This is a genomic window from Pseudomonas syringae pv. cilantro (assembly GCF_001293775.1).
In the GTDB taxonomy this organism is placed as follows: Bacteria; Pseudomonadota; Gammaproteobacteria; order Pseudomonadales; family Pseudomonadaceae; genus Aquipseudomonas; species Aquipseudomonas syringae_P.
This window is the reverse complement of the sequence record NZ_LGLN01000032.1, coordinates 226,110-249,694: the sequence shown is the minus strand read 5'-3', so window position 1 is coordinate 249,694 and position 23,585 is coordinate 226,110. Positions and strand designations below refer to the sequence as shown.

The following is a 23,585-nucleotide window of genomic DNA, read 5'->3' as shown; positions in this document are numbered from 1 at the left end:
CCGGTTTCAGGGCTGCTTCGCAGCCCATCGCGGACAAACGAAGCGTCGCCCGGTCTGCTCCCACGCCCACCTGGCAGAAGCCCGCCCTGAGGGCATCCTGAGAAGTTTGTATCAGTTGACTTTGACCTCGTTGAACTTGAGCACGTTTTCCTTGCTCTCGCGATCACGGAAGGTCAGCTTCAAGGCAGGTGACTGCTTGACCCGACCATTTGTCGCTTCAAAGATCAGCGTCACGCGGGTAGGGACGTTGCGGATCAGCTGGAAGCTGTCCCAGCGGTCGTACTTCGCATCACCGACACGCAGTTGCGACAGGCCCAGCGCGCCGCCGGTTTCTTCAAACAGGCTGATCGGGTTCAGAAAGCGGAAGTCACGGTCTGCGCTCTTGTTGGTCAGCTCCAGCGTACAGGTAGGCGACTGGCCATTCTGGTCACAACCCAGCAACTCCATACTCACGTTGTCGACGGTCTCGGAGCGTTTGCCAAACAGGTTGGCGCTTTCGTTTTCGGTGAACAATGTCTGGCTACGGGCAAACTCGACCGAAGGCTTGGCGTATTCGCCGCCCAGCCTGAAGAACACAGCACAGAGGAACAGTGCCAGGCCGAGCCAGACGCCGAGTTTGAGTACCGACGGGAGCTTTCTGGCGAGGATGGCGATCCCCAGCCCGCTGAACACCATGACCGTGCCGACGATGATGATCAGGGTCTTCCAGTTGATGAAGTCGACACTGAGACCTAGAACGGCCGGGTCCGGGAACAGGTAGGTGAAGATGCTCCAGATAACGCCGATCATGCCGCTGATACCGATCGATATCTTGGCGAAAATCGCGGAAATCTTGCTTGTTCGTGGTGCTGCATCCATTGCTGTTTTTGCCTTGTTCGGGTTTTGCGCAAATGCGCCGACGCGTCTGAATAACGGCATCGGCAGGTTGAGGGCCTTGGAAAAAGGCGTCTGTACAATCCGTGTTCAATCGCGCAGATCCAGAGGTGCCGGATACGCGAGCCCAGAGGTGCGAGAGAGCCAGAAGGGCGATGGGCTATGCCATCGCCGCGGCATTATCCTGCAATTGGATCACAAAGTGCAGCGTTTACGCATTCTGCCTGGATCGATCCCTGAGCAACGCCAGCAATGCAGTCAGCGGCAGCAGCGTGCCTGCGATCAACACCCAGGTCCAGCCGCCATGGTCGAACAACGGGCTGGCCACCGCCGAGCCAATCGAGCCGCCGATGAAAATGCTGGTCATGTACAGCGCGTTGAGTCGGCTGCGGCTCGCGGCATCCAGTGCGTAGATGGTGCGCTGGCCCAGCACCATGCTGGTTTGCACACAGAAATCCAGCACCACGCCGGTCACTGCAAGACCGATCACGCTATAGACAGGGTGAATCAGACCCGGCAGGAAACTCAGCGCGCCGAACAGCAATGCGCCCAGTGACGCTATCCGCGTATAGCCTGCGTCTGCCAAACGGCCGCTGATGGGGGCCGCGATGGCACCAATGGCACCGATCAAGGCAAAAAGGGCGATCTGGGTTTGCGACAACCCGTGATTGCGCGACAGCTCCAGCGGTGCGGCGGTCCAGAACAGACTGAATGTCGCGAACATGCAGGCCTGATAAAAAGCACGCTGGCGCAGCACAGGCTGGGTCCGCAACAGGGTCCAGAGCGAGAACAGCAACTGGCCATAGGACGCACGGTGGTCAGGCACGCGTTTGGGCATGGTGGTCGCCAGCACCACGCTGATACCGATCATCACCACGGCCGCCGAACCGAACACCGCACGCCAGCCGAAATGGTCAGCCACCAGACTGGCAATGGGCCGCGCCAGCAAAATCCCCAACAGCAACCCACCCATGATGCTGCCGACCACCCGGCCGCGCGATTCTTCCGGTGCCAGATGCGCCGCTAGCGGAATCAGCATCTGCACCGACACCGAACTGAAACCCACCAGCAACGACACCAGCAGAAACAGATTCGGCTGCTCGGCAAAAGCAGCGCCCAGCAGGCTGAGCACCGCAACCACCGTGGTGATCAGCATCAGCCGGCGGTTTTCCAGCAAATCACCCAGCGGCACCAGAAAGAACAGGCCCAGCGCATAACCGATCTGCGTCAGTGAAACGATCAGACTGGCCGCAGTGCTCGACAGCCCGATATCAGGCGCAATCAGCTCGATGATTGGTTGCGCGTAGTAAATGTTGGCGACAATCGCGCCACAGCAGAACGCGAACAGCATCACCAGACCGGGCGTCATGGTCACGGTGTTATGCGCAGATTGGGACGAGTGGGGCATGAAAAGTCTCGCTTGAGCGTAAACCTGGCAAGCACGCCAGGCGCGTCTGACAGATGAGTTGTTGACCGATGGAAAGCAGGCTAACGGTTTTGTCGGGGGATAAGTAGGTACGGCGAGTTGATACAGGATATTTCCGGGAATGATGATTTGATGTGAGTCGTTTTATGGCGAGGTCTTCACGGGGCTTGCAGGAGTGCCATAATGCCGACCGTCATTGTGTTCTGGATCAATCCCCTCAGGGACTTTCATGGAAATCAAAAGCTTCAGGCTCATCAATGTGGGGCGTTTCAGTGATCTGGAGGTCGCACTGGCGCCGACCGAACGGCATGCGTCGAGGGTAACCGTGCTGGTGGGGAATAATGGCGCGGGGAAAACGACGCTGCTCAGGTCTGTCGCCACATCATTGAGCTGGCTGGTGGCGAGGGTCAGGACGCCTAAAGGTGTTGGTAGTCGGATTGATGAGGACACGATTCAGGCCGGTGCAGTAACGTCCTCGATTCTTATTGATGCATACGATGATCTGATTCTGCATCCTCTGGTAAGTGGGCCTGAGTACCATTGGGGAATTACGACCACAAGGAAAGGACGTAACCCCACCTCATCTACCGTATTGAACGAGTTAAACTGGTTGGCGGATGGCTACCGCTCAAAGTTAACCTCTAAAATCGATGCGTCTCTTCCGATTCTGGCCTTCTATCCAGTTGAACGCTCGGTGCTTGATGTACAGCCAAAAATTCACGGCAAACGGACTTTTGATCAACTGGACGGCTACGACAACGCCTTGGGTCGTGGGGTGGATTTTCGTCGGTTTTTCGAATGGTTCAGGGAGCGCGAAGACAGCGAAAATGAAACGGGCATCTCGACAGAGCTGCTTAATGAACTGTCTCAAAAGATCCTGGTGGATACAGAACTCTGGAAAGTACTGACCAGAGAACATGCCTCGTCGCGTGACCGCCAGCTGACGGCGGTCAGAAATGCGGTCGCAGCCTTCATGCCCGGCTTCACAAACCTGCGCGTCAAGCGCAAGCCGCGCCTGCATATGGCAATCGATAAAGACGGCCAGACGCTGAACGTGTCTCAGCTGTCCCAGGGCGAAAAGTCCATGATGGCGCTCGTCGGCGATATCGCCAGACGCCTGGCCATGATGAATCCGGCCCTCGAAAATCCCCTGCATGGCAATGGCATCGTGCTGATCGATGAAGTCGACCTGCACTTGCATCCCAAGTGGCAGCGCAGCCTGATCGCCCAACTCACCACCACATTCCCGAACTGCCAGTTCCTCCTGACCACGCATTCGCCGCTGGTCATCAGCGACAGCAAGGATGTGCTGGTGTATGTCATGGACGATGGCGAATTGCGCGAGCAAGACAGCCTTTACGGGCTTGATGCCAATCAGGTGTTGTTGAGTGTCATGGACACAGATATTCGCAATGCTGCTGTCCAGAAACGTCTGGACAGACTTCAAGAATTGCTGATGGCTGGCGATCTGGAGGAGGTTCGCTCGCTATACAAGAAGCTGGCCATTGACCTGCCATCCGGGCACATCGAGCTGGCAAAGGCTTCCTTACTAATCCGCAAGCTGGAATTACGCCGTGCGAAAGATTGAGAAGGGAATTCTCGTGGTCCTGGAGCAGTGGGCGCGCTCGAACAAGGGAAAGAAATACGAAGATCTGGTCGACCGGGACGATATCAAGGATGCCATTCGACATGCCTGTGTCCGAGAGCAACATGGTTTGTGTGCGTACTGCTGTCGCAGAATCACGCTCGAAAAAACCAGTGCTCACAACGAGCACGTTGAAGCTCAGCGCCTGGCACCCCACCGCACACTCGACTTTAAGAATATCGTTGCCAGCTGCAATCAGCCGGGTCGATGTGGCAAAGCGCATGGTCACCAGTTATTGCGTTTGACGCCACTTATGGTGGAGTGCGAGACGGAATTGCAGTTCGAGTTGTCCGGGTTGGTGCGAGGCAACACCGACCGAGCTCAAGACTGTATCAATGTGCTTAATCTTGGCAGTGATCAAGCCTCCAACAAGTGGTTGATCAGCGAGCGTAAAGCAATGATCGATAATTTGCTGTATTCACAGGGCATGAACTCTTCAGGACTGGGTCTGGAGAGCGATGACGTACTCGATTTGTTGCATGATGAGTTATTGGTTCCTGATGAACAACAACAGCTCCAGGCCTTTTCCCCTGTTCTGGTCAATGTGATTCGTCGGCTCAAGGCTTTGCAGGCCTCCTGAGTCGGGTCCTTGCGGGCCTGCCCGGCAAATGCCTGCCAATCAGCGTGTTGGCCGCTTGATCCCATAACTCACCACATACAGCGCCGGCAGAAAAAACAACGTCAGCAAGGTGGCCATGGCGATGCCGCCGATCATGGCGATGGCCATCGGCCCCCAGAACACTTCGCGGGCGATCGGGATCATGCCGAGACTTGCGGCCGCTGCGGTCAGCAGAATCGGCCGGCAGCGGTGTTCGGTGGCCTTGACCACTGACGACCAGGCACTTTCGCCTGCGGCGATGAATTCGTCGATCTGGGTCACCAGAATCACCGAGTTGCGGATAATGATGCCGATCAGCGCCAGCACGCCGAGTATCGCCACGAAGCCCAACGGATAGCCGGAAATCAACAACGCAGCGACCACCCCGATCAATCCGAGCGGCACCACGCTGACCACCAGCAGGATCTTTTTCACGCTGTGCAGCTGGATCATCAGAAAACTCACCACCAATAGCAGCATCAGCGGCACGACTTTCAGGATCGGCCCTTGTGAGCGTGCGCTGGCCTCGACTGCTCCGCCGGTGGCGACCGAGTAGCGCAGTGGCAGGTTGGCGCTGAAGGCGTCGACGTCAGGTTTCAATTGCTTGACCAGCGCGGCCGGTTGCAGCTTGCCCAGCACATTGGCCTTGAGGGTGATGGTCGGCAACCGGTCACGACGCCAGACCAGCGGTTGCTCCTGCTCGTAACCGAGGGTGGCGAATGCCAGCAGCGGCACGGTCGAACCGTCCGGTGTCGGGATCTGCAGGTTGCTGAGAGTCTGCACCGAGCTGCGTTCGTCGCTTTCGGCGCGGCCCACCAGGTCGATCAGGTAAGTGCTGTCACGCACCTGGGTGATGGTGGTGCCGGTGACCAGGCTGTTGAGGATCTGCGCCACGTCTTCGGACGACAGGCCAAACTGACGCACCTTGTCCTGGGCGATGTCGATCTTCAACACCTTGCCCGGTTCGTTCCAGTCGTAGATGACCTGTCCGATATTGGGATTTGCGTCAAGAATGGCGGCCAGCGCCATGGCCTGGCTGCGCACCTGTTCGATGTCCGGGCCACTGACCCGATACTGCACCGGCCAGCCGACGGGCGGGCCCATGTTCAGCGGCTGCACGTAGCCACCCACGCCGACATAGTCGTCCCGAAAGCGCTGCCGCAAGCGTTCGATCAGGCGATCACGCGCTGCGCCACCCTGACTGACGATCACCAGTTGTCCATAAAAAGGGTTGCTCAGTTGCTGGTCCAGCGGCAGGTAGAAACGCACCGCGCCCTTGCCGACATACGAGCTCCAGCGCAGCACGTCGGGATCGTCCTTGAGCGTTGCTTCAAAGCGGTCCATGGTCTGGCGTGTGCCTTCGATGGAGCCGTTTTGCGGCATGTAGATATCCACCAGGATTTCCGGGCGGTCGGAGTCCGGGAAGAACTGATTCTGCAGCAGCTTGCCCGCAAACAGCGAGCCGACGAACATCAGTAACGTGATGCCGATCACCCACCAGCGCTGCTCCAGCGTCTTGATCAACAGGCGGCTGAAACCGCGCATCCAGCGCCCCGGCGCAGCATGCTGTGCCGACGCCTTGAGAATGTGCACGCCGATCAGTGGCGCAAACAGCACTGCCACCAGCCAGGACAGCAACAGCGCCACGGCGATGACGGCGAACATGGTGAATACGTATTCGCCCGCTGAACTGGAATTCAGGCCGATGGGCACGAAACCGGCCACCGTCACCAATGTGCCAGTCAGCATCGGGAATGCGGTCGAGGTGTAAGCGTAGGTCGCGGCCTGCGGTAGTGAGTCGCCGCTTTCCAGGCGGGTGACCATCATTTCCACGGTGATCATCGCATCGTCGACCAGCAGCCCGAGCGCAATGATCAGCGCGCCGAGCGAGATGCGCTGCATGGTAATGCCGCTGTACTCCATGAAGACGAAGACCAGCGCCAATACCAGCGGGATCGAACAGGCCACTACCAGACCGGCACGAATGCCGAGGCTGATGAAGCTGACCACCAGCACGATCAGGATCGCTTCGAACAGCGCGTGGGTGAAGCCGCCGATGGCTTTTTCGACCACTTCTGCCTGGCTGGACACCAGATGCACGTCAATGCCCAGCGGCAGTTCGGTGGTCAGGTCCTCGATGCGCTGCTGCAATTGCGTGCCGAACGCCTGAATGTTGCCGCCTTGCTTCATGGCCACCGCCAGGCCGATCGCCGGTTGGCCGTTGAAACGGAACAGCGAGGAGGGCGGGTCGGCATAACGGCGTTCAATGGTCGCCAGATCGCTGAGACGAAAGAACCGCTCACCAAAGCGCAGGTTTACGGCCTCAAGGTCTTCTTCACTGCTGAACTGACCGCTGGCGCGCACCGCAATGCGCTCGGGACCGGCTTCCATGACGCCTGCCGGTGTCACTGAGTTTTGTGCTTGCAGGCTTTGCAGCACCTGACGCTGATCGATGCCGAGCGCCGCCAGCTTGCGGATGGAAAAATTCAGGTAGATGACTTCGCGCTGCGCGCCGAGCAGTTCGATCTTGCCCAGGTTGGGCACGCTGCGGATATCGGCGCGTATCTGTTCGACGTAATCACGCAGTTGGCGAAACGAAAGACCATCGGCGGTGAAGGCGTAGATGCTACCGAATACGTCACCGAATTCGTCGTTGAACGCCGGGCCCTGAATGCCGCTCGGCAGCTCGGCGCGCACGTCGTTGATCTTTTTGCGCACCTGATACCACGCGGCCGGGATGTCGGCGCCGCGGGTTTCACTCTTGAGAAACACGAAAATCGTCGATTCACCGGCCAGCGTGTAGCTCTTTACGTAATCCAGCGCATCGATTTCTTCGAGCTTCTTTTCCAGCCGGTCGGTGACCTGTTGCAGGGTGTCGGGCAAGGTCGCACCCGGCCAGCGGGCCTGAATGACCATGGTCTTGATGGCGAACGACGGATCTTCCTCGCGGCCCAGATTCAGGAATGACCAGCTGCCCATCAGCAGTGAAACGAACATCATGTACCAGACCAGTGTGCGATGCCTGAGCCCCCAGGCCGACAGATTGAAACGCTCCTTCACAAACTGACCTCTCGTTGCATACGCACCTTTTGTCCGGCCTGCATGCCGTTGACCCCGGCAATCACCACTTTTTCGCCCGCATGCAGCTCGCCACCGAGCTGTACGTTCGGGCCGTTGCGCGCCAACACCTGCACCGCGCGCGGGCTTAGCGTCGATGTCGACGGATCGATCACCCACACGTGGGTCTTGCCATCACGCTCCAGTACGGCGCTGCCGGGCAGCTCATGAGCGTTCGGTGCGTCGCCGCTGATTTCAACGGTAACGGTCGAGCCCAGCCGGAAGCTGTCCGGCGTGTGCTGCAAGGCCAGGCGTACGCGTTGGGTGCGCGTCCCCGCATCGATCTGCGGCGCCAGTTGGCGAACCTTCGCCAGGGCCGATACGTGCTCATCCAGCTGGGAGATGACGTTGATCTGCCGGTTATCAGCCTGCGCGTCAAGCAACCCCAGGGGCAGGTCGACGACCGCTTCGCGGCTTTCCGGGCGCGCCAGGCTGACCACCGGTTGGCCGGTTGCAATCACTTGACCGACCTCGACGTGCCAGCCAGTCACCAGGCCGTCGAACTCGGCAGTCAATCGGGTGTAGGACACATGATCATTGGCTTGCAGCAGGGCGATATCGGTCTGTTGGCGGATCGCGTCCTGCGTACGCAGGTCGCTGTTCAATTGATCCAGACGCGCCCGCGAACCGATGCCGCGTTCGTACAACTGGTCATAACGGACGTGCTCGTCTCGCGCTTGTTGCCAGGCTGCCTGGGCCTTGCCGACTTCTGCCTGTCGTGCGCGCAGTTGATGCTGCTGATCACCGGGGTCGAGGGTCGCGAGCAGGTCGCCTTTGCGCACCTGTTGCCCGATTTCCGCATGACGCGTCGCCACGCGTCCGGCGACGCGAAAACCGAGTGCCACTTCGTATTGCGGCTGGATAGTGCCGGCGAAGCGGCCGGATGCCGCGTTGCGCGGGTCGACGATCTCGGTGAACAGCACCGGACGTTCGGCGACCGGGCGTAGCGGCTTGTCGCGGCAGCCCGGCAGCACGATGATCAGTGCGCAAAACAGCCAGAAGGCGCATCTCGGTCGGGGTTTGTCTGACGCCGTGCTCATCGGACCGCTTCCAGGCCGCGCAGCGAGAGCGCCAGTGAAACCGCTGTTGCGGCCGAGGCGCGTTCGGCCACCTCGACCTTTTGCCCGGCGTAGAGAAATTGCAGCCCTCGGGAAACCACTTGATCGCCCTCGGACAGCCCTTCGGAAACCAGCACCTGGCTCTGTTCGTAACGCAATACTTTCACAGGCGCCAGCCGCACTTTCGCCTGCTCATCGACCAGCCATACCGCAGGCTTGCCCTGTGTGCGGCTCAAAGCCGACCAGGGCAGGACAAACGCTGACTGCGAGCGGGTTTCAAGGCGTGCGCTGACCACGCTGCCTAGCGCAGGGACGGTGGCGTCGTCCGGCAAGGCCACCCGCACCCGCAACGTTCCGTTGGCGGCAGACACGATGGGGGTGATTTCGCGGATGACACCGCTCAGCCGGATATCCGGCTGGCCCAGCGGGCTCACCGAGATCGACCCGCCGGTCTGATCGGTGCGCAATAGCGACTCGTAGGCAGAGAACACGGCTTCGCGCTCGCCGTCGTGGGCGAGGCTGAACACCGGTGTGGCGGCTTGTACCACCTGGCCTTCTTCGGCGTGCCGGGCGGTGATGACGCCGTCGGCCACCGCGACCAGTTCGGTGTAACCCACCTGATCACGGGCATTGGCCCGCTGCGCTTGCAAGGCGGCCAGATCCCCGCGAGCGCTGTCCAGGCCTGAACGGGCTTTCTGGTACTCGCTGAGGTTGGTATAGCCTTTGGGGAGCAGTATTTGCTGACGCTGATAATTCTGCTCTGCCAGGTGCAGGCGTGATTCCCGGACCGCGACCTCAGCGTTGACAGAGGCCAGGTCGGTCTTCTGTTCGCGTGGGTCCAGCCTGGCCAGCACTTGATTGGCCCGCACCCGGTCCCCGACATCCACGTAGCGTTTGACCAGCTTGCCGGACACCCGAAAGGCTTGCTCGGTCACCTTGCGCGCCTGAATATCGCCGGTCAGGACCACGCTGCTGGTGATATCCATGGCCGTTACAGGCTGCACCGCGACCCGCACCAGCGCTTTGTCTGCGGGTTTTCCGGCAGAACAGGCGCTGAGTGAGAGCAGCGAAACAACGGCCAGCGCAAGGGCGGGGTGAAAGGCGGGGGAATGCAGCGGTCGGAATATTCCGCAGGCACGGCTAAGCGCACGCAGCAGCGTTGCAAGAGAAAAAGTCGTCAACGGATGGCACTGCCCGATCAAGTAAGCTGCTATTCATGAATGACCGCGTCACGCCGGAAAAGCCGATGAGCTTCCCGGACGTTGACGGTGATGTTTCATGCCATCGCAGTGACGCTGGGCCACACTTCGCTTCTGGCTTCGGTGCCCAGAAACTGCAGTGCCGTTTTTTGCGAATGATGCCAGGCTGCCTTGCTTTCCAGGTCCAGAAAGTGCCCGGTGTCCGGAACTACGTTGAAGCTGCTTTTGGCAATGTAGTTGGAAAACATGCGGGCATCTTCGACGGTGGTGTATTCATCCTTCTCGCCGTTGATGAACAACACCGGGATCTTGATCGATGAAAAACGCTCGACGTAGTTGCTGGCGCTTAATGTGCGAATCTGGCTGATATGGAAGTCGATCTGCGCGTACTCGTGTTCGGCGAGACTGATCAGATGCTTGTAATTGTAGAGCTTGAACAGGCGAGGCAGGTACTTGCCGACGGTGTCGTTGAGCAGTGCGCCTATCTTGCGTTTCTCGCGGGCTGCGAGGTACACCTGCGCGTTGTCGATGTAGTCGAGCATGGGTTCGTTGAGGACCGGCGAAAACGAGCTGATGATCGCCTTTTCAACCGATGCCGGGCATTCGGCAAGTGCCAGCAGGGCCGAGACACCGCCCCACGACACTGAAAGCAGGTAGTTGACCTGATACAAATCGATCAACTGGAGAAGGATTTTTACTTCATCTTCCTTGCTGACGATCATGTCATCCGAGTTATGTGCCCGGGATTGCCCCGAAAAGGGCAGATCGAACAACACCAGGTTGTAATGGGGTTGCAGGTACTTGACTGTCTGTCCGAAAGAGCCGGTTGTCGACAGTGCGCCGTTGACGAGCAAGATGGTCTTGGCTTCGCTGTTTTTCCAGTAAGTCTCGGTGTAAACCTTGTACTCACCTACGCTTAAAATCTTTGATTGTGCGCCCATAATAGCCTCCCAGCCGATGTCGATCCCACGATTAGTACTGCTTTCTCTGCCCGAGCAGCCATGCCTGAGCCTCGCCTGGTTAGCGGCGAAATCCGGTGAGTTATTATTTTGGGTAAAACAGGAAACGCTGTAGCGATTGCGCTTGATGCCCGGCTATAGATAACCCAGTGCCATCAGACCGACAAGTCACTGGCGTCATAAAAATGTAGGCCAGTTCACATTTCGGCTGTCCAGGGGGTAGCGAAGCGTTTGAGCACTCACCGGGGTTGTTCGGGGAAAAACGAGCTAAAGCGCTCGAAAAGCTCAACTAATGGTCGGAACTTGTGCGCTCTGAGACGGTCTCGCCAAGTCACATCTTGAAACATGAAGTTACAAAATAGCGCTTGGCAAGTTGCGCCAGATTATTATCGAAACGTCGAAAGCATTGATCCAGAGGCTTCAAGCTTGTCAAAAAGCAGGCACGCAGCAGGACTCGGGAGAAATCGGTTCGCCGTTTGGGGCTGACTATAGGAAAGGGACAGAGCGCGCAAAGCGGTGTCGAAAATCCGCGTCGAGGCGGGGATTTGCGCTGATCAGGTCAGCGCATGGGCCGGGCGACATTCCAGCAGCAGACTGGCGCCGCCGTATACGCTGGTGCCGATCTGCAGCGTAAAGCCGTGCAGATTGACGATAGCGGCGACGACAGACAAGCCAAGTCCGAATCCGCTGTGCTCGTTGCCGGTTTCACTGCGATAGAAGCGCTGAAACACTGCATCGCGCTCGGCGACCGGGATGCCCGGCCCGGAATCCTGTACTTCGATACACGGCGTGGTGCCGTCTTTGGTAGCGTAAGCGCTGATTTTCACGACTCCGCCTGCCGGGGTGAATTTGATTGCGTTGCCCAGCAGGTTGGTCAGTGCTTCAAACAGCAGCGCCCGGTCACCCACCAGGCTGGGCAATGGGTCTTGCAGTTCCAGCAGCAGGGTGATCTGGTCTTCTTCGGCCAACGGCAGGTAAAAGTCGTGTAACTCTTGCAGCAGAGGCTGCAACTGCAACTCGACGAAGGCCGAGCGTCGCTGACGGTCTTCCAGTTCCGAAATTCGCAACAGCCCCCGGAAGCGCGCCATGAGCGTATCGGCTTCGCCAATCACCTGAGCGATTTGCGTAGCGTGGCTGGAATCAGGGGCCGATTGCTGCTGGATGCGGTATAGCTGGGCGCGAAGGCGGGTCAGCGGGGTACGCAGATCATGGGCGATATTGTCACAGACGCCCTTCACCTCGTTCATGAGCTTCTCGATACGGTCGAGCATGGCGTTGACGATCACCGCCAGCATGTCCAGTTCGTCGCGCCGGTTGGATACCGGCAGGCGCCCGGCCATGTCGCCCTCAATGATCGATTCGGCGCTGGCCTGAATGGCCCTGATGCGCCGCAGCGGGCGGCGACGCAGCAAATGCCAGCCTGCAACGCCCGGAATAATCGTCAGCGAGATGCCCCACAGCAAGGCGTGCAGAATCAACGTACTGACGGCGAACAGCGAAGCGTTCTCGCGAACCAGCACCAGCCAGCGGCCGTCCTGGGTGCGGTTGACAATGGCATCACAACTGCCTTGCGGCATTCCCGGATCATCCGACTCGATGCAGTCGTTCAGCACATGGATCTGGCCGTCGATGGGCAGGTTTTTCGGGATGCTGTTAATGGGCCCGGCGACCGGGCGAAAGTTCTGGTCGAACAGGCCGTAGGCGTCCACCGAGCGGGTATCGAAGGTCATGCTGGTCGCCAGGGCGTCTTCCAGCGCCTGGCCCTCGAAGCGCGAAAACAATTGCTGCCGATGGGTCAGGGAGTGGCGGGCGAGGGTATCCAGATAAGAGGTGACCTCCCAGTACAAAACGCCAAGGAGGATCACGCTCCACGCCACGAATAGAGAACTGTACAGCGCCAATAATCGGCTTGTAGACGATCGCCAGCCCTTAGACGGGTTCGGCAATAACATAACCGGATCCTCGCACGGTCTGAATAAGCTGTGCGGTGCCGGGTTGGTCGATCTTCTTGCGCAGGCGGCCGATATGGACGTCGATCAGGTTGGTGCCCGGATCGAAGTGATAGCCCCAGACTTCCTGGAAGATCATCATTCGAGTGATGATCTGGCCGCTGTTACGCATCAGAAACTCCAGCAGCTTGAATTCCGTGGGCAGCAGGATTAGTGGCTCACCGCCACGACAGGCTTCCCGGCTAATCAGGTTCAGTTCCAGATCGGCCACCTGCAATACCGTTTTGGCGGCACTGACCGGGTTGCTGCGTCGCAACAAGACCTCGACGCGTGCGGCCATTTCGTCTGACGCAAAGGGCTTTGGCAGGTAGTCATCCCCACCGGCACGCAGTCCTCGAACGCGTTCGTCCACATCGGACAAGGCGCTGATCATCAGAATAGGTGTGGAAATACCCTGAGCCCGCAAGTGGGTGACGATGGTCAGACCATCCATCTCCGGCAACATGCGGTCCAGGGTAATGAGGTCGTAATCGCCACTCACTGCACGCGCCAGGCCGTCACGGCCATTGTCGACCCAGTCCACTTCCAGCCCGTGGCTGCTGAGTTCGGTAACGATTTCCTTGGCGGTGATGGCATCATCTTCGATTGCCAGAATTCGGGTCATGGTCCCTGCCTGAATAAGTGCGTTCAAAGCGCCATTCTGCCTTTAAAACCCGGCGCGTTCCCTGAAAGAAAGTTTAATGACGGGGATAATATCTCTCAGTGTGTAGTGGAATCAGCGTCCTTGAGCTTTTGTTCTTTTTCCAGGCGACGTTTTTCCAGCTTGTTTTTGCGGTCACGTTCCATTTTGGCTGTGGTGTCTTTCTCGCTGCGGATCTGCGCATGGCTGATCAGGGCAAAAATAAAGCTGCCACCGATGATATTGCCTGCCAGGGTCGGACCTGCAAACACAAACCAGAAGTCTTTCCAGCCCAGCTCGCCCGCGAAGACAAGATAGGATACTTCGGCCGAGCCCACCACGATATGGGTGAAATCGCCGAGCGCCATCAAGTAGGTGATGAGCACGATGATCGCTATCTTGGCATTTTCCATCGAGGCAATCATCCAGACCATCGTCGCAATCATCCAGCCAGAGATGATGCCCTTGGAAAACATCTGGCCGACGTCGTTTTCCATGACCTTACGGCCAATCTCCAGAAACGCCTTGTCTGTACTGCTATCGAAAATCGGCAGGTTGAGCATCACGTAGGCCACCAGCAGCGTACCGACCAGATTGCCGGTCAGCACCACGCCCCACAGGCGCAGCAGCCGCCCGACGTTGGCCAGGTTCAGCTTGCTCATGACCGGCAGCACCGCCGTGATGGTGTTCTCCGTAAACAGTTGCTGACGTGCCAGAATCACCGCCAGAAACCCTGCCGAATAGCCCAGGCTGCTGATCACATGACTGCCGGTGATGCCTTCGAGGCGCGAATTCAGCAGCCCCATCGCCATCAGCGAAAGGCCCATGGTCAGGCCCGCTGCCAGTGCCGACCACCACAGCGCGGCGACACTGCGTTCCAGTTCATGGTCGCCCTGCATGCGAATGGTTTCGTGCAACACTGCCGCACGAGGCGGCTGGTTTTCGTCAATCTCGCGCTCTTCCTCGGCGGAAAGGCCGGGGGTTTTGCCGTTTACTTCGTGATCCATGCCACATCCTCAGCGCCAGTGATGAAATGGACTGGCCCGGGCGGCTTCAGTCCGATGATTCAGACAGGCATCGCGCGCCGTGGTTCGGCGTCGTTACGCTGCAAAAGGCGTTGTCTGCGCCATTTCGCAGAATCGCGGTTCTAGCCCGACAAATCTGCGCTGTGCACGCGTTCGATGCCCACGCTCAGCATGGTCCGCCAGGCCTCCTCCAGCGAGCCGTTCATGTCGATGGCCCGGCACGCATCTTCGATCACATACGTATTGAAACCGGCACTGCGCGCATCCTGGGCCGACCACGCGACGCAGAAATCCAGTGCCAGGCCGACCACGAACACGGTGTCGATGCCGCGCTCTTTCAGGTAACCGGCCAGCCCTGTCGTGGTGGTGCGGTCTGCTTCCAGAAATGCCGAATAGCTGTCGACATGCAGATTGCAGCCTTTGCGCAGGATCAACTGCGCATGAGGCAGATCAAGGTCAGCGTGCAGTTGTGCGCCGCGACTGCCCTGCACGCAGTGATCCGGCCACAGGGTTTGCGGGCCGTAGGGCAGGGTGATGCTCTCGAACGGCGCGCGCTGCACGTGGCTGGAGGCAAACGAAATATGCCCGGCCGGGTGCCAGTCCTGAGTGATGACGACACTGGCGAAACGCTTGCCCAGACGATTGATCAGCGGCAGCAGCGCATCGCCATCCGCCACCGCCAGTTGCCCGCCGGGCATGAAGTCGTATTGCATGTCGACCACCAGCAAGGCGCAGCGAGGGTCGGCGGGCAGCCTGGAAAGAGACATTGTCGGTTTTCTCGTCGGAAATCATACAGTTGGCGAGAGTTTGCCTGTTTGTCCGTGTATTTGCGATGCAAGACCTGCAACAGGGAAAGGTATTTTGCGAAATTGTATCAAGTGGTAATACGAATCTGTACTATTCGCAAAAATCCTGCCGGGTCCCAAGAGGCCTGGTTTCTTGCCAAGGGCTGCATGTCGATGCGTCGTACTCTCGTTTCACTGTGTGTCATTCAAGCTGTTTCACAAGCCGCCTGGGCTGGTCAGGTCACTGCCGCGCAACCTTCCATAGAGTTGCAGAACATCGACATTCAAGGCACCGCCAGTGCCGAAAGCGCACAAGGGCCGGTCGACGGTTATCGCGCCACACGCTCGGCGAGCGCCACGCGTACCGACACCTCGTTGCATGAAACCCCGCAGTCGGTCAGCGTCATGACCCGCGAGGCAGTAGAAGATATTGCTTCCACGCGGCTGCAGGATGCCCTCGATTATGCAGGCGGGGTCGGGCGAGCCAACAATTTCGGTGGCCAGGGCCTGACCACTTTCACCGTGCGCGGTTTCACCACCGGCGAGTTCTACCGCAACGGTTTCCCGATCAACCGTGGTTATCCGAACATGCCGGACGCCAACACCATCGAGCGCCTCGAAGTGCTGCGCGGTCCTGCCACGACGCTGTATGGCCGTGGCGACCCGGGTGGCACCTTCAATGTGGTCTCGAAACAACCACTGGCCGAGCGCACGGTCACGCTGGGCAGCCAACTCAATGATCAGGGCATGAAGCGCGCTACGCTGGACGCGTCCGGCCCGCTGGATGACGAGGGGCGCTTTGCCTATCGCCTGAACGTCGTGGGCGAGGGCGGTGATACGTTTCGCGATCACGTCGAAACCGAGCGTTACGGTGTCGCCCCGGTCGTGAGCTGGCAGGTGAACGACGCCACGCGCATCACCTTCGAGGGCGATTTCATGCGCAACAACGCGCCGCTGGATCGCGGCCTGACGCGTTATGCCAACCAACCGCGTACGGCGTCGCGCGACACCTTCTTCGGCGAGAAGAGCGTGGGCAAACTGCACAACGACAACAACATGGCGCAACTGCGTTTCGATCATGATCTGAACGCCGACTGGAAGCTGGGCGGTGGCGTGCAGATGCTCGACGGTTCCCTGCAAGGCGATGCCATCGAAGCCAATGGCCTGGCCGCCGACGGTCGCACCCTGGGCCGTAATTTCAACTACCGCAAACTGGAATGGACCGACCGCGATATGCAACTGAACCTGACCGGGCATTTCTCGGCGGGCGGTTTCGGACATACGCTGCTGACCGGCGTCGAGTACGAAGACTACGATTACAAATCGATCATCCGGCGCTCCAGCGGCGCGGTCAGCGCCTATCCGATCGACATCTTCAACCCGGTTTACGGCCAGGCCCGTCCGGCATTGACCCGAACTACCACTCACGACAAGGAAAACCTGAAAACCTGGGCGGCTTTCGTGCAGGATCAGGTGGCGTTGACCGAGCGCTTGAAGCTGTTGGGCGGCGTGCGTCTGGAGCGTTTCGAGCACGACTACGACTCCTTTCTGCCCGGCACCAGCAGCTGGACTGCCAGCGATAACGCCGTCACACCGCGCATTGGCCTGAGCTATGACCTGACCGACACCCTCGCGGTTTACGCCAACACCGCGCGTTCATTCAAACCCAACAGCGGTGCCAGCCGGCTGGGCGGCGGCTTCAAGCCGGAAGAGGGCAAGTCTTACGAGATCGGCACCAAGTGGGAAGCACTGGATGGGCAGCTGAACATCGATGCGGCGATCTATCAGATCGAAAAGCGTAACGTACTGACCACCGACCCGGTTGACTCAACCTTCAGCGTGGCAGCAGGAGAAGTGCGCAGTCGTGGCCTGGACCTCAACGTGGTCGGCAACCTGACGCCCGAGTGGCGGATGATGGGCAGCTACGCTTACGTCGACGCCGAGGTGACCAAGGACACTACGTTGCGCTCCGGCACGCGCCTGGTGAATATCCCCGAACAGACCTTCAGCCTGCTCAACGTCTACGAATTTCAGGACGGTGCCTTGCGTGGTCTGGGGCTGGGAGCCGGCGGCCGCTACGTCGATCAGCGCGCTGGCCGTACCGCCAACGTCGCCTTCTCGATGGATAGCTACACCGTGTTCGACGTGCTGGCCTACTACAAGGTCAACCCGCAGGTGAAGCTCAATCTCGACCTGAAGAACGTTTTCAATACCGAGTATGAGGAGGGCGCGTTTGGTAACGTCTATGCATATCCGGGTGCCCCGCGGACGGTGCAGGTGGGGATTGCTTATACGTTGTGATGCTGCACGTATCTGATTTTGGAATAGAAAGCCTGACCCTTTTCAGGGTCGGGCTCAGCGGCGCGTATCACTGATATCGAGCCCCGATTACACGCGGCATTGAATCATGAGTACTGGTCTGACTTTGAAAATCCGACACGGTGGCGAAGTTTGCCATCCTGGAATTGTTCCTTGCCGGGTAAAATATCCGCTCCCGCCGCTTTGAGAGCGGTCATGTTATCCGTCAGGGCCTGAGTGGCAGCGTCCCTTTGCTGGAAGGTACTACCTACCAGCAAGCTGGCATTGCCCACTTCGCCAATCTGAAGTTTATAGCCAGCCTCTTGAAGCGCCTTGATCTGTCTTGCGAGCCGGGAAGAGGCTTCGCTTTCTCTGGCATACACATGAAAACCGCCAATCAGGGCTGGGTTGCCTTCGCCATTGGCGGCCTTCAATTGATCGGCAAACCTGACCAGGCCGCTCTGCGGGCCAGCGGTCAGGCCACCCCCCCAGTTACTGTCCTCGACAACAATGCTTCCTTTAAAGCCGGCATTGCGCGCGGATTTAATCAGTGTGGTCTGCATGTCGGACCAGTCCTGACTGGCGCTGTTACCGCCCTGATGGAAAGTGTCGAGCACGAAGCCGGGACGACTGCCAAACTTTTTGATCACACTGCTGATGTCGGCCGCAGCCTGCTTCAACTTGTCTCCCGTCAGTACGTTGCCGCTGCCCTGGTTCGCATCGTCACGAAAAGTGAACTGAACCTTTACACCCTGTTTGCCCCCTTCATTAAGCAATGCCCTGAGCTTGTCCATCTGCCTGCCATTCTGGATCTGATCATGCGTCATCTGAATGCGTAAGGTCCCGCCTCCAATCGCCTTCAGGTCCTGAATTATCTTGGTGGCCGCCGCGGGTGTGGCGATGTCGTCAGGACTGACGTTGGCTCCTCCTCGCGCGACGGGCTCGGCAGTTTTGGTTGGCTCTGAAGAGGCGGCTTTCTCTGTTTCTTTGGCTTTCTTTTCTGCCTCTGTAAGGGCCTTGCTGTCTTTGACGGCGGCCACATCGTCGCGAAGAGCCTTTGGATCATCCTGGCTGACACGCGTTTTTTGACTGGCAAGCAACGCCGCGTCTGGCGAGGAAGCTTTGTTCTCCAGCGACTGAGTATTTCGACTGAGCATCATTCTTGTGTAAACAGGGGACGCTTCCGGTGTTGCGGCGGAGCGGCTGTCGGAGGCCGTGTAGGTGTCGAGTTTCGCCTGCTTGTCCGGATTCGCTTCAGTCGCGCCAGCGCCTACGGTCCGCACGGCTCTGTCTGTCGTTGCAGGTTTTTCCCTGGCAACCATGAGGGGGTCATAGGACCTGGCGGTGCGGATATTCATCGAATGTCTCTACAGGCTCTGTACGAAAAATTGCTGCGCTCGGTCAAGCAGGAGATGAGTCGCCTGGAAGGAAGCGATAACGTTCTAAATGACAGCGTTATACAGCCAAGTGGGGAGCTTGAGATGAAGCTTTCATTAATGTGGCGCTTTTTCTGTTTTTCTTACGATGTTTTTCTTGGGCGAAATTATGTTTCCAGGGTTATCTGTGGGCGGGGAGATTCGCGTAAACAGGGCGTGCAGGGCAAAGCATCTTTATATGACTCAAACGAGTAAAGCGCCCTGAAAGGCGCTTTCCTGTTCTGGTGTGGTCCCGTAGCGATGTCTGTGAGAGGTCACAGCACGCTCAACGGGTACTCCACAATCACCCGCACTTCATCGAGATTCTGCTCGAACTCGGTCGCGCGGGTGGTGGCCTGGCGGACGCGTACCGACAGGTCCTTCATGGTTCCGGTCTGGAAGGTGTACTTGGCTTCGATGTTGCGTTCCCAGCGTTTCTGGTCGGTCAGCGGGTTGCCTTGTGCGTCGCGGCGCATGTAGGTGCTGTTGGCGTTGCTGTAGTCAGCGTCGGTGCCTGTGCCGTAGCGGGTCATGAACTTGAGGCCGGGCACGCCGTAGGTGGTCATGTCCAGGTTGTAGGTCAACATCCACGAGCGTTCTTTCGGAGAGTTGAAGTCGCTGTACTGGAGGGAGTTGGCCAGGTAGATCGAGTCGGACAGCCTCAGATAATCGAAGTCGTCGTCTCCCTGGTTGCGTTGATGAGAAAGCGCCAGGCTGTGTGCGCCGTATTTCAGGTCGACACTGGCACTCCAGATGTCGTTGTCGAACTCGCCGAGCAGCCGTTTGCCTTCGTCGGTCGCGTTGTAGTAATTCAGGCTGCTGGTCAGGGACAGGTCATCGGTGATCGGCAGCACGTAGGACGCCGAGCCGTATTTCTGGTCCCACGCGTCTTTCAGTCGGCTGGTGTACAGGGACAGATTCAGCCGGTCAGTGGCTTTGTAGTCACCGCCGAAATAGGCGAGCCAGGGTGAATCGACCGGCCCGGCGTAGAACGTGGAAAAGCCTTCTTTCATGTCGCTGGAGGCAGGTTGACTCATCCCGTTGAGGCGACCGCCTTGCAAGGTCAGGCCTTTGAAGCTGTCGTTGATCGCGGTGACACCGCGAAAGCTTTCCGGCAGCAGACGGCCGTCGCCGAAAGCGACCACGGGGGTTGTCGGGAATACATCGCCTGCTCTGACGACCGTGTCGAAGGCCTTGGCTTTCAGCGCACCGCCGACCTTGGTGTATTCGTTGCGGGCGTTGCCATCCGAATCGACGGGCATTACCGAGAAGGGCGTTTGAAGGCCGTTTCGGCCGTCGCCCGTGTCCAGCTTGATACCCACCATCGCGAATGCATCGAGGCCGACGCCGATGGTGCCTTGGGTAAAGCCCGATTCGAAGCGCCCCATGATGCCGTGCGCCCAGGCTTCGGAGTAGCCGCTGCCCGTCGGGCTTGATTCGCCATGACGATGGTCACGGTTCATGTAGAAGTTTCGGTTGAGAATGTTGAGCGAGCTGCCTTCGACGAACCCTTCTTTCTGCTCTTCTGCAAAGGCGGCAAAGGGTGTGATTCCGGCAAGGGTCGAACACAAGGCGAGGGAAAGTCTTTTACGTTGAGTCATGTGCACTCCGTTCATTGGGCAGATCGTGTAAGCGTTTCGACCTGGCATGTTGTTTTCAATGGATGGCTGCCAGTAAGACCCAATCTTGAAGAGGCGAAGATAACGCGAAGATGACGGCCAGATTACAAATCTGAAAGAAAGTATCGGTCACAACAGGCGCGGAGTTTAAATCAGAAGAAGAGCGTCCGATCAATATGCCAGCTGGCATATTGTGTTTTTCTAAACTATAAAAAAAGCGCCCGAAAGGGCGCTTGGGAGTTCGCCTCACTTCGAGGCATCGAAAAACCACTGGAGGTAAACAGTTTGGCGGCTTGTTGTAGATCATCGCGTTTAACCTTCGGACTTGTTGGACTTCTCAGGCTTGGACTTTTCCTCCGAATTTACATAGTGCTCGTTCTGCTGGGCACGCTGCTTCTCCAGGAAACGCTGCTCCTGAGCCATGCGCATCTTGTCGGCCGCCTTGCTTGCGAACTCGTTGCCGTCGTCGGCAAAGGCACTTGTAAAGGACAAGGCAGCGACTGCAAAGACCATTGATTTAATCAGTTTCATCGTCATTTCCTCTTTTCGTATTAATGGTTGGATCCTGTTTTGCGCCAGGCGCTTGTCAGGAATGAGCCCAGTTTACGACCGGGTAACTAACAGCAGCGTGAGCGGGACATGACAAATTTGTCATAAATAAAAAAAGTAAAAAAAACCGGGTAATCTCCAAACTTACAAACCGTACCAACTCACTCAGCTTCACTCAAATTCGGGTCAAGTGCGGAGCGTTAACAGTCATACACTTTCAAACAACGGAGTCACCCAACATGCGTATCGCTAAATCCTTACTGCTCGCTATGGCCCTTCTTTCTCCTCTGAGCGCTTTCGCTTTCACCTCAGATGAGGTCAAGGCAGAGACCGTGATCAAAAATCACCAGGCGGCCGTGCAGAAATACGCCACCACCCATAAAAAGGCGATGCCTGCGATTGAAGAATACAAGTACGGTATGAAGCTGGACGTTGCCAAAGTGATCCGCAAGTCGCCGGACCTGAAGACCTGCAGCGTCATGCCTAAACTGATGACTTACCAGGACTCCAAGGGTGATCTGAAGACTGTTCAGTACCAGGCGCTTAGCGGTTGCCGTAACAGCCAGTGATTCATGGCTTGCCAGGAGGCAGCAGCTCGCTTTAACCACCGTCAGCCCGGACAGTCGTCCGGGCTGACGTGCTTGCGTGAACAGGATGAGCGCGTCTGGCGCGCTGTGCCTGAGAGGCTGTCAGCCTGGGCGATCAAACGCCTGAGTCAGCCGGCCATCAGCCAAACACCCGAATCGGTGCCCCCGTATGCCACGCCTGAATGTCTTCGATCATCTGCCCGTAAAAGGTCCGGTAGTTGTTCTCGGTGACATAGCCGATGTGCGGGGTGGCCAGAACGTTGTCCAGCGTGCGAAACGGGTGCTCGGCGGGCAGTGGTTCGATGTCGAACACGTCCAGCGCTGCACCGGCGATTTTGCGTTGTTGCAGTATTTCGATCAGCGCGGCCTGATCGATGATCGGCCCGCGTGACGAGTTGACCAGATAAGCGCTTGGCTTCATCCGGCCCAGCGCCTCTGCATCCACCAGCCCCCGGCTGCGGTCGCTGAGCACCAGGTGCACCGATAGCACATCGGCCTGTTCGAACAATTGTTGCTTGCTGACATAGGTGACGCCCGATTCGGCGGCGGCTTGCGGTGTCAGGTTCTGGCTCCAGGCGATGACATTCATGCCGAACGCCTGCCCATAGCGGGCGATCCATTTGCCGATGCTGCCCAGCCCGAGGATCCCCAGCGTCTTGCCGTACAAATCGCTGCCCAGCCCGACCTGCCAGTGGCCTGCGCGCACTGAGTTGACCTCGGCCAGCAGGTTGCGGGTGATGCTCATGATCAGCGCCCAGGTCAGTTCCGGCGCTGCGTTTTTGTAGCTTTCAGTGCCACATACGGTGATGCCCTGGCGCCTTGCCGCCGCGGTATCAATGGCCGCGTTGCGCATGCCGCCCGTGACCAGCAGTTTGAGTCTGGGCAGTTGGCTGAGTAGCGCTTCATCAAACAGGGTTCGCTCGCGCATCACGCAAATGATTTCGAAACCTTGCAGGCGTTGCACCATGGTTGCTGTGTCGGCGGGGAAGTCGTGCAAAAAGCTGAGGTTGCCCACCGAACCGAGCACTGACCAGTCCACCACGCCGTTGGCCACATTCTGCCAGTCATCGAGTACCGCAATGTTCAATAGGGTCATGGTTTAACGGCCTCTTGATGGGTTGGTTAAAAGAGGGCTAATTGAACAGGCTGGCGGCAATGTTGATCGAGAAGCCCAGAATGGCCGTGTTGAACACAAAGCAGATCAGCGACTGGCCCAGCACGACCTTGCGCATTTCACGCGTAGCCACGCCCACGTCGGAGGTCTGCACTGCAACGCTGATGGTGAACGAGAAATACAGAAAGTCCCAATAGTCCGGGTGCTGTTCGCCGCCGACGAAGGCCAGCGCCGGTTCCTGGCCTTTCCAGGTGTAGAACATGCGCGCGTAATGCAGGCTGAAAATCACCCCGATCATCAGCCACGAGCCAATGACGGTCAGGCCGGTAAACGCGTGATGGAGCATTCTGGCATCGCTGGACAGGCCTTTGCTGCCTGCCACCTCAACGATGATCGCCGCCAGGCTGGCCAGCGCCGCAACGCACACCGTGATCAGGATCACGCCCGCATTTTCGTCTTCCATCAGCGCGACGCGCCGCACGTCATCGGCATTGCTGCGCAGGGTGCGGACGAAAATCATGATCAGGTAGAGCCAGGCGCCCGTGTCCCAGCCTGTCAGCAGGCTCTGCGTGAGTGTGGCGTGGGGGATCAGCCAGGACCAGGCGATGCCTGCGGTCAGACCCACTAAGGCGGCGAGGGTAAGGCGAGGACGGGTGCGGGCAAGATGGCGCATGCGGTCTGGTCGTTACT

General features: G+C 58.4%; 19 protein-coding genes. 4 read left to right on the top strand and 15 right to left on the bottom strand.

What is annotated here, in order from left to right; all coding sequences use genetic code 11:
* Positions 1–111: 111 nt before the first annotated feature.
* Together ABJ99_RS06610 and ABJ99_RS06605 are read right to left on the bottom strand one after the other, a co-directional pair.
* Positions 112–858 (bottom strand): hypothetical protein, encoded by a 747-nt coding sequence (locus tag ABJ99_RS06610; RefSeq protein WP_054085130.1) that lies wholly within the window; start codon positions 856–858, stop codon positions 112–114.
* A 226-nt stretch (positions 859–1,084) separates the two neighbouring features.
* Positions 1,085–2,281 carry an MFS transporter gene (locus ABJ99_RS06605; RefSeq protein WP_054085129.1) on the bottom strand — a complete coding sequence of 399 codons (1,197 nt, stop codon included), beginning with the start codon at positions 2,279–2,281 and terminating at the stop codon, positions 1,085–1,087.
* A gap of 247 nt (positions 2,282–2,528) precedes the next feature.
* Between ABJ99_RS06605 and ABJ99_RS06600 the strand changes: the two genes are divergently transcribed.
* Positions 2,529–3,887 (top strand): AAA family ATPase, encoded by a 1,359-nt coding sequence (locus ABJ99_RS06600; protein ID WP_054085128.1) that lies wholly within the window; start codon positions 2,529–2,531, stop codon positions 3,885–3,887.
* On the top strand, positions 3,874–4,524 hold the full coding sequence (locus ABJ99_RS06595; RefSeq protein WP_054085127.1) for an HNH endonuclease family protein: 651 nt from the start codon (positions 3,874–3,876) through the stop codon (positions 4,522–4,524). The genes ABJ99_RS06600 and ABJ99_RS06595 overlap by 14 nt, the downstream gene beginning before the upstream one ends.
* A gap of 39 nt (positions 4,525–4,563) precedes the next feature.
* Here the strand turns inward: ABJ99_RS06595 and ABJ99_RS06590 are convergent, their stop codons facing one another.
* The 8 genes from ABJ99_RS06590 to pncA all read right to left on the bottom strand — a co-directional run bounded on the left by ABJ99_RS06590 (position 4,564) and on the right by pncA (position 15,295).
* On the bottom strand, positions 4,564–7,602 hold the full coding sequence (locus ABJ99_RS06590) for an efflux RND transporter permease subunit (protein ID WP_054085126.1): 3,039 nt from the start codon (positions 7,600–7,602) through the stop codon (positions 4,564–4,566).
* Positions 7,599–8,699, bottom strand: coding sequence for an efflux RND transporter periplasmic adaptor subunit (locus ABJ99_RS06585; RefSeq protein ID WP_054085125.1), 1,101 nt, complete (start codon positions 8,697–8,699; stop codon positions 7,599–7,601). The genes ABJ99_RS06590 and ABJ99_RS06585 overlap by 4 nt, the downstream gene beginning before the upstream one ends.
* A complete protein-coding gene (locus ABJ99_RS06580) occupies positions 8,696–9,931 on the bottom strand; it encodes an efflux RND transporter periplasmic adaptor subunit (RefSeq protein WP_054085124.1) in 1,236 nt (411 codons plus the stop codon). The genes ABJ99_RS06585 and ABJ99_RS06580 overlap by 4 nt, the downstream gene beginning before the upstream one ends.
* 62 nt (positions 9,932–9,993) lie before the next feature.
* Entirely contained in the window at positions 9,994–10,857 is an 864-nt protein-coding gene (locus tag ABJ99_RS06575) for an alpha/beta fold hydrolase (RefSeq protein WP_122235003.1), read from the bottom strand.
* Between the two features lie 572 nt (positions 10,858–11,429).
* Positions 11,430–12,827, bottom strand: coding sequence for a sensor histidine kinase (locus tag ABJ99_RS06570; protein WP_054085122.1), 1,398 nt, complete (start codon positions 12,825–12,827; stop codon positions 11,430–11,432).
* Positions 12,805–13,488, bottom strand: a complete 684-nt coding sequence (locus ABJ99_RS06565) for a response regulator transcription factor (RefSeq protein WP_003381155.1) — start codon at positions 13,486–13,488, stop codon at positions 12,805–12,807. Before ABJ99_RS06565 ends, ABJ99_RS06570 begins: the two co-directional genes overlap by 23 nt.
* A 95-nt stretch (positions 13,489–13,583) precedes the next feature.
* Positions 13,584–14,510: a formate/nitrite transporter family protein gene (locus ABJ99_RS06560; protein WP_054085121.1), complete on the bottom strand. Its 927-nt coding sequence runs from the start codon at positions 14,508–14,510 to the stop codon at positions 13,584–13,586.
* Between the two features lie 140 nt (positions 14,511–14,650).
* Positions 14,651–15,295: a bifunctional nicotinamidase/pyrazinamidase gene (gene pncA, locus ABJ99_RS06555; RefSeq protein WP_054085120.1), complete on the bottom strand. Its 645-nt coding sequence runs from the start codon at positions 15,293–15,295 to the stop codon at positions 14,651–14,653.
* 192 nt (positions 15,296–15,487) lie between these two features.
* Here pncA and ABJ99_RS06550 point away from each other — a divergent pair, with 192 nt between their 5' ends.
* Positions 15,488–17,614: a TonB-dependent siderophore receptor gene (locus ABJ99_RS06550; protein ID WP_054085206.1), complete on the top strand. Its 2,127-nt coding sequence runs from the start codon at positions 15,488–15,490 to the stop codon at positions 17,612–17,614.
* 104 nt (positions 17,615–17,718) lie between these two features.
* Here the strand turns inward: ABJ99_RS06550 and ABJ99_RS06545 are convergent, their stop codons facing one another.
* From ABJ99_RS06545 to ABJ99_RS06530, 3 genes are all read right to left on the bottom strand, one after another.
* Positions 17,719–18,969, bottom strand: coding sequence for a cellulase family glycosylhydrolase (locus ABJ99_RS06545; RefSeq protein ID WP_054085119.1), 1,251 nt, complete (start codon positions 18,967–18,969; stop codon positions 17,719–17,721).
* Positions 18,970–19,301: 332 nt separating this feature from the next.
* Positions 19,302–20,627, bottom strand: a complete 1,326-nt coding sequence (locus tag ABJ99_RS06535; RefSeq protein WP_054085117.1) for an OprD family porin — start codon at positions 20,625–20,627, stop codon at positions 19,302–19,304.
* Positions 20,628–20,957: 330 nt separating this feature from the next.
* A complete protein-coding gene (locus ABJ99_RS06530; RefSeq protein WP_054085116.1) occupies positions 20,958–21,182 on the bottom strand; it encodes a hypothetical protein in 225 nt (74 codons plus the stop codon).
* Between the two features lie 251 nt (positions 21,183–21,433).
* Between ABJ99_RS06530 and ABJ99_RS06525 the strand changes: the two genes are divergently transcribed.
* Positions 21,434–21,763 carry a DUF2790 domain-containing protein gene (locus ABJ99_RS06525; protein ID WP_054085115.1) on the top strand — a complete coding sequence of 110 codons (330 nt, stop codon included), beginning with the start codon at positions 21,434–21,436 and terminating at the stop codon, positions 21,761–21,763.
* A 157-nt stretch (positions 21,764–21,920) separates the two neighbouring features.
* Here ABJ99_RS06525 and ABJ99_RS06520 read toward each other — a convergent pair whose 3' ends face one another.
* Together ABJ99_RS06520 and ABJ99_RS06515 are read right to left on the bottom strand one after the other, a co-directional pair.
* Positions 21,921–22,877 carry a D-2-hydroxyacid dehydrogenase family protein gene (locus ABJ99_RS06520; protein WP_054085114.1) on the bottom strand — a complete coding sequence of 319 codons (957 nt, stop codon included), beginning with the start codon at positions 22,875–22,877 and terminating at the stop codon, positions 21,921–21,923.
* Between the two features lie 37 nt (positions 22,878–22,914).
* Positions 22,915–23,568 (bottom strand): DUF1345 domain-containing protein, encoded by a 654-nt coding sequence (locus tag ABJ99_RS06515; protein ID WP_054085113.1) that lies wholly within the window; start codon positions 23,566–23,568, stop codon positions 22,915–22,917.
* Positions 23,569–23,585 lie beyond the last annotated feature (17 nt).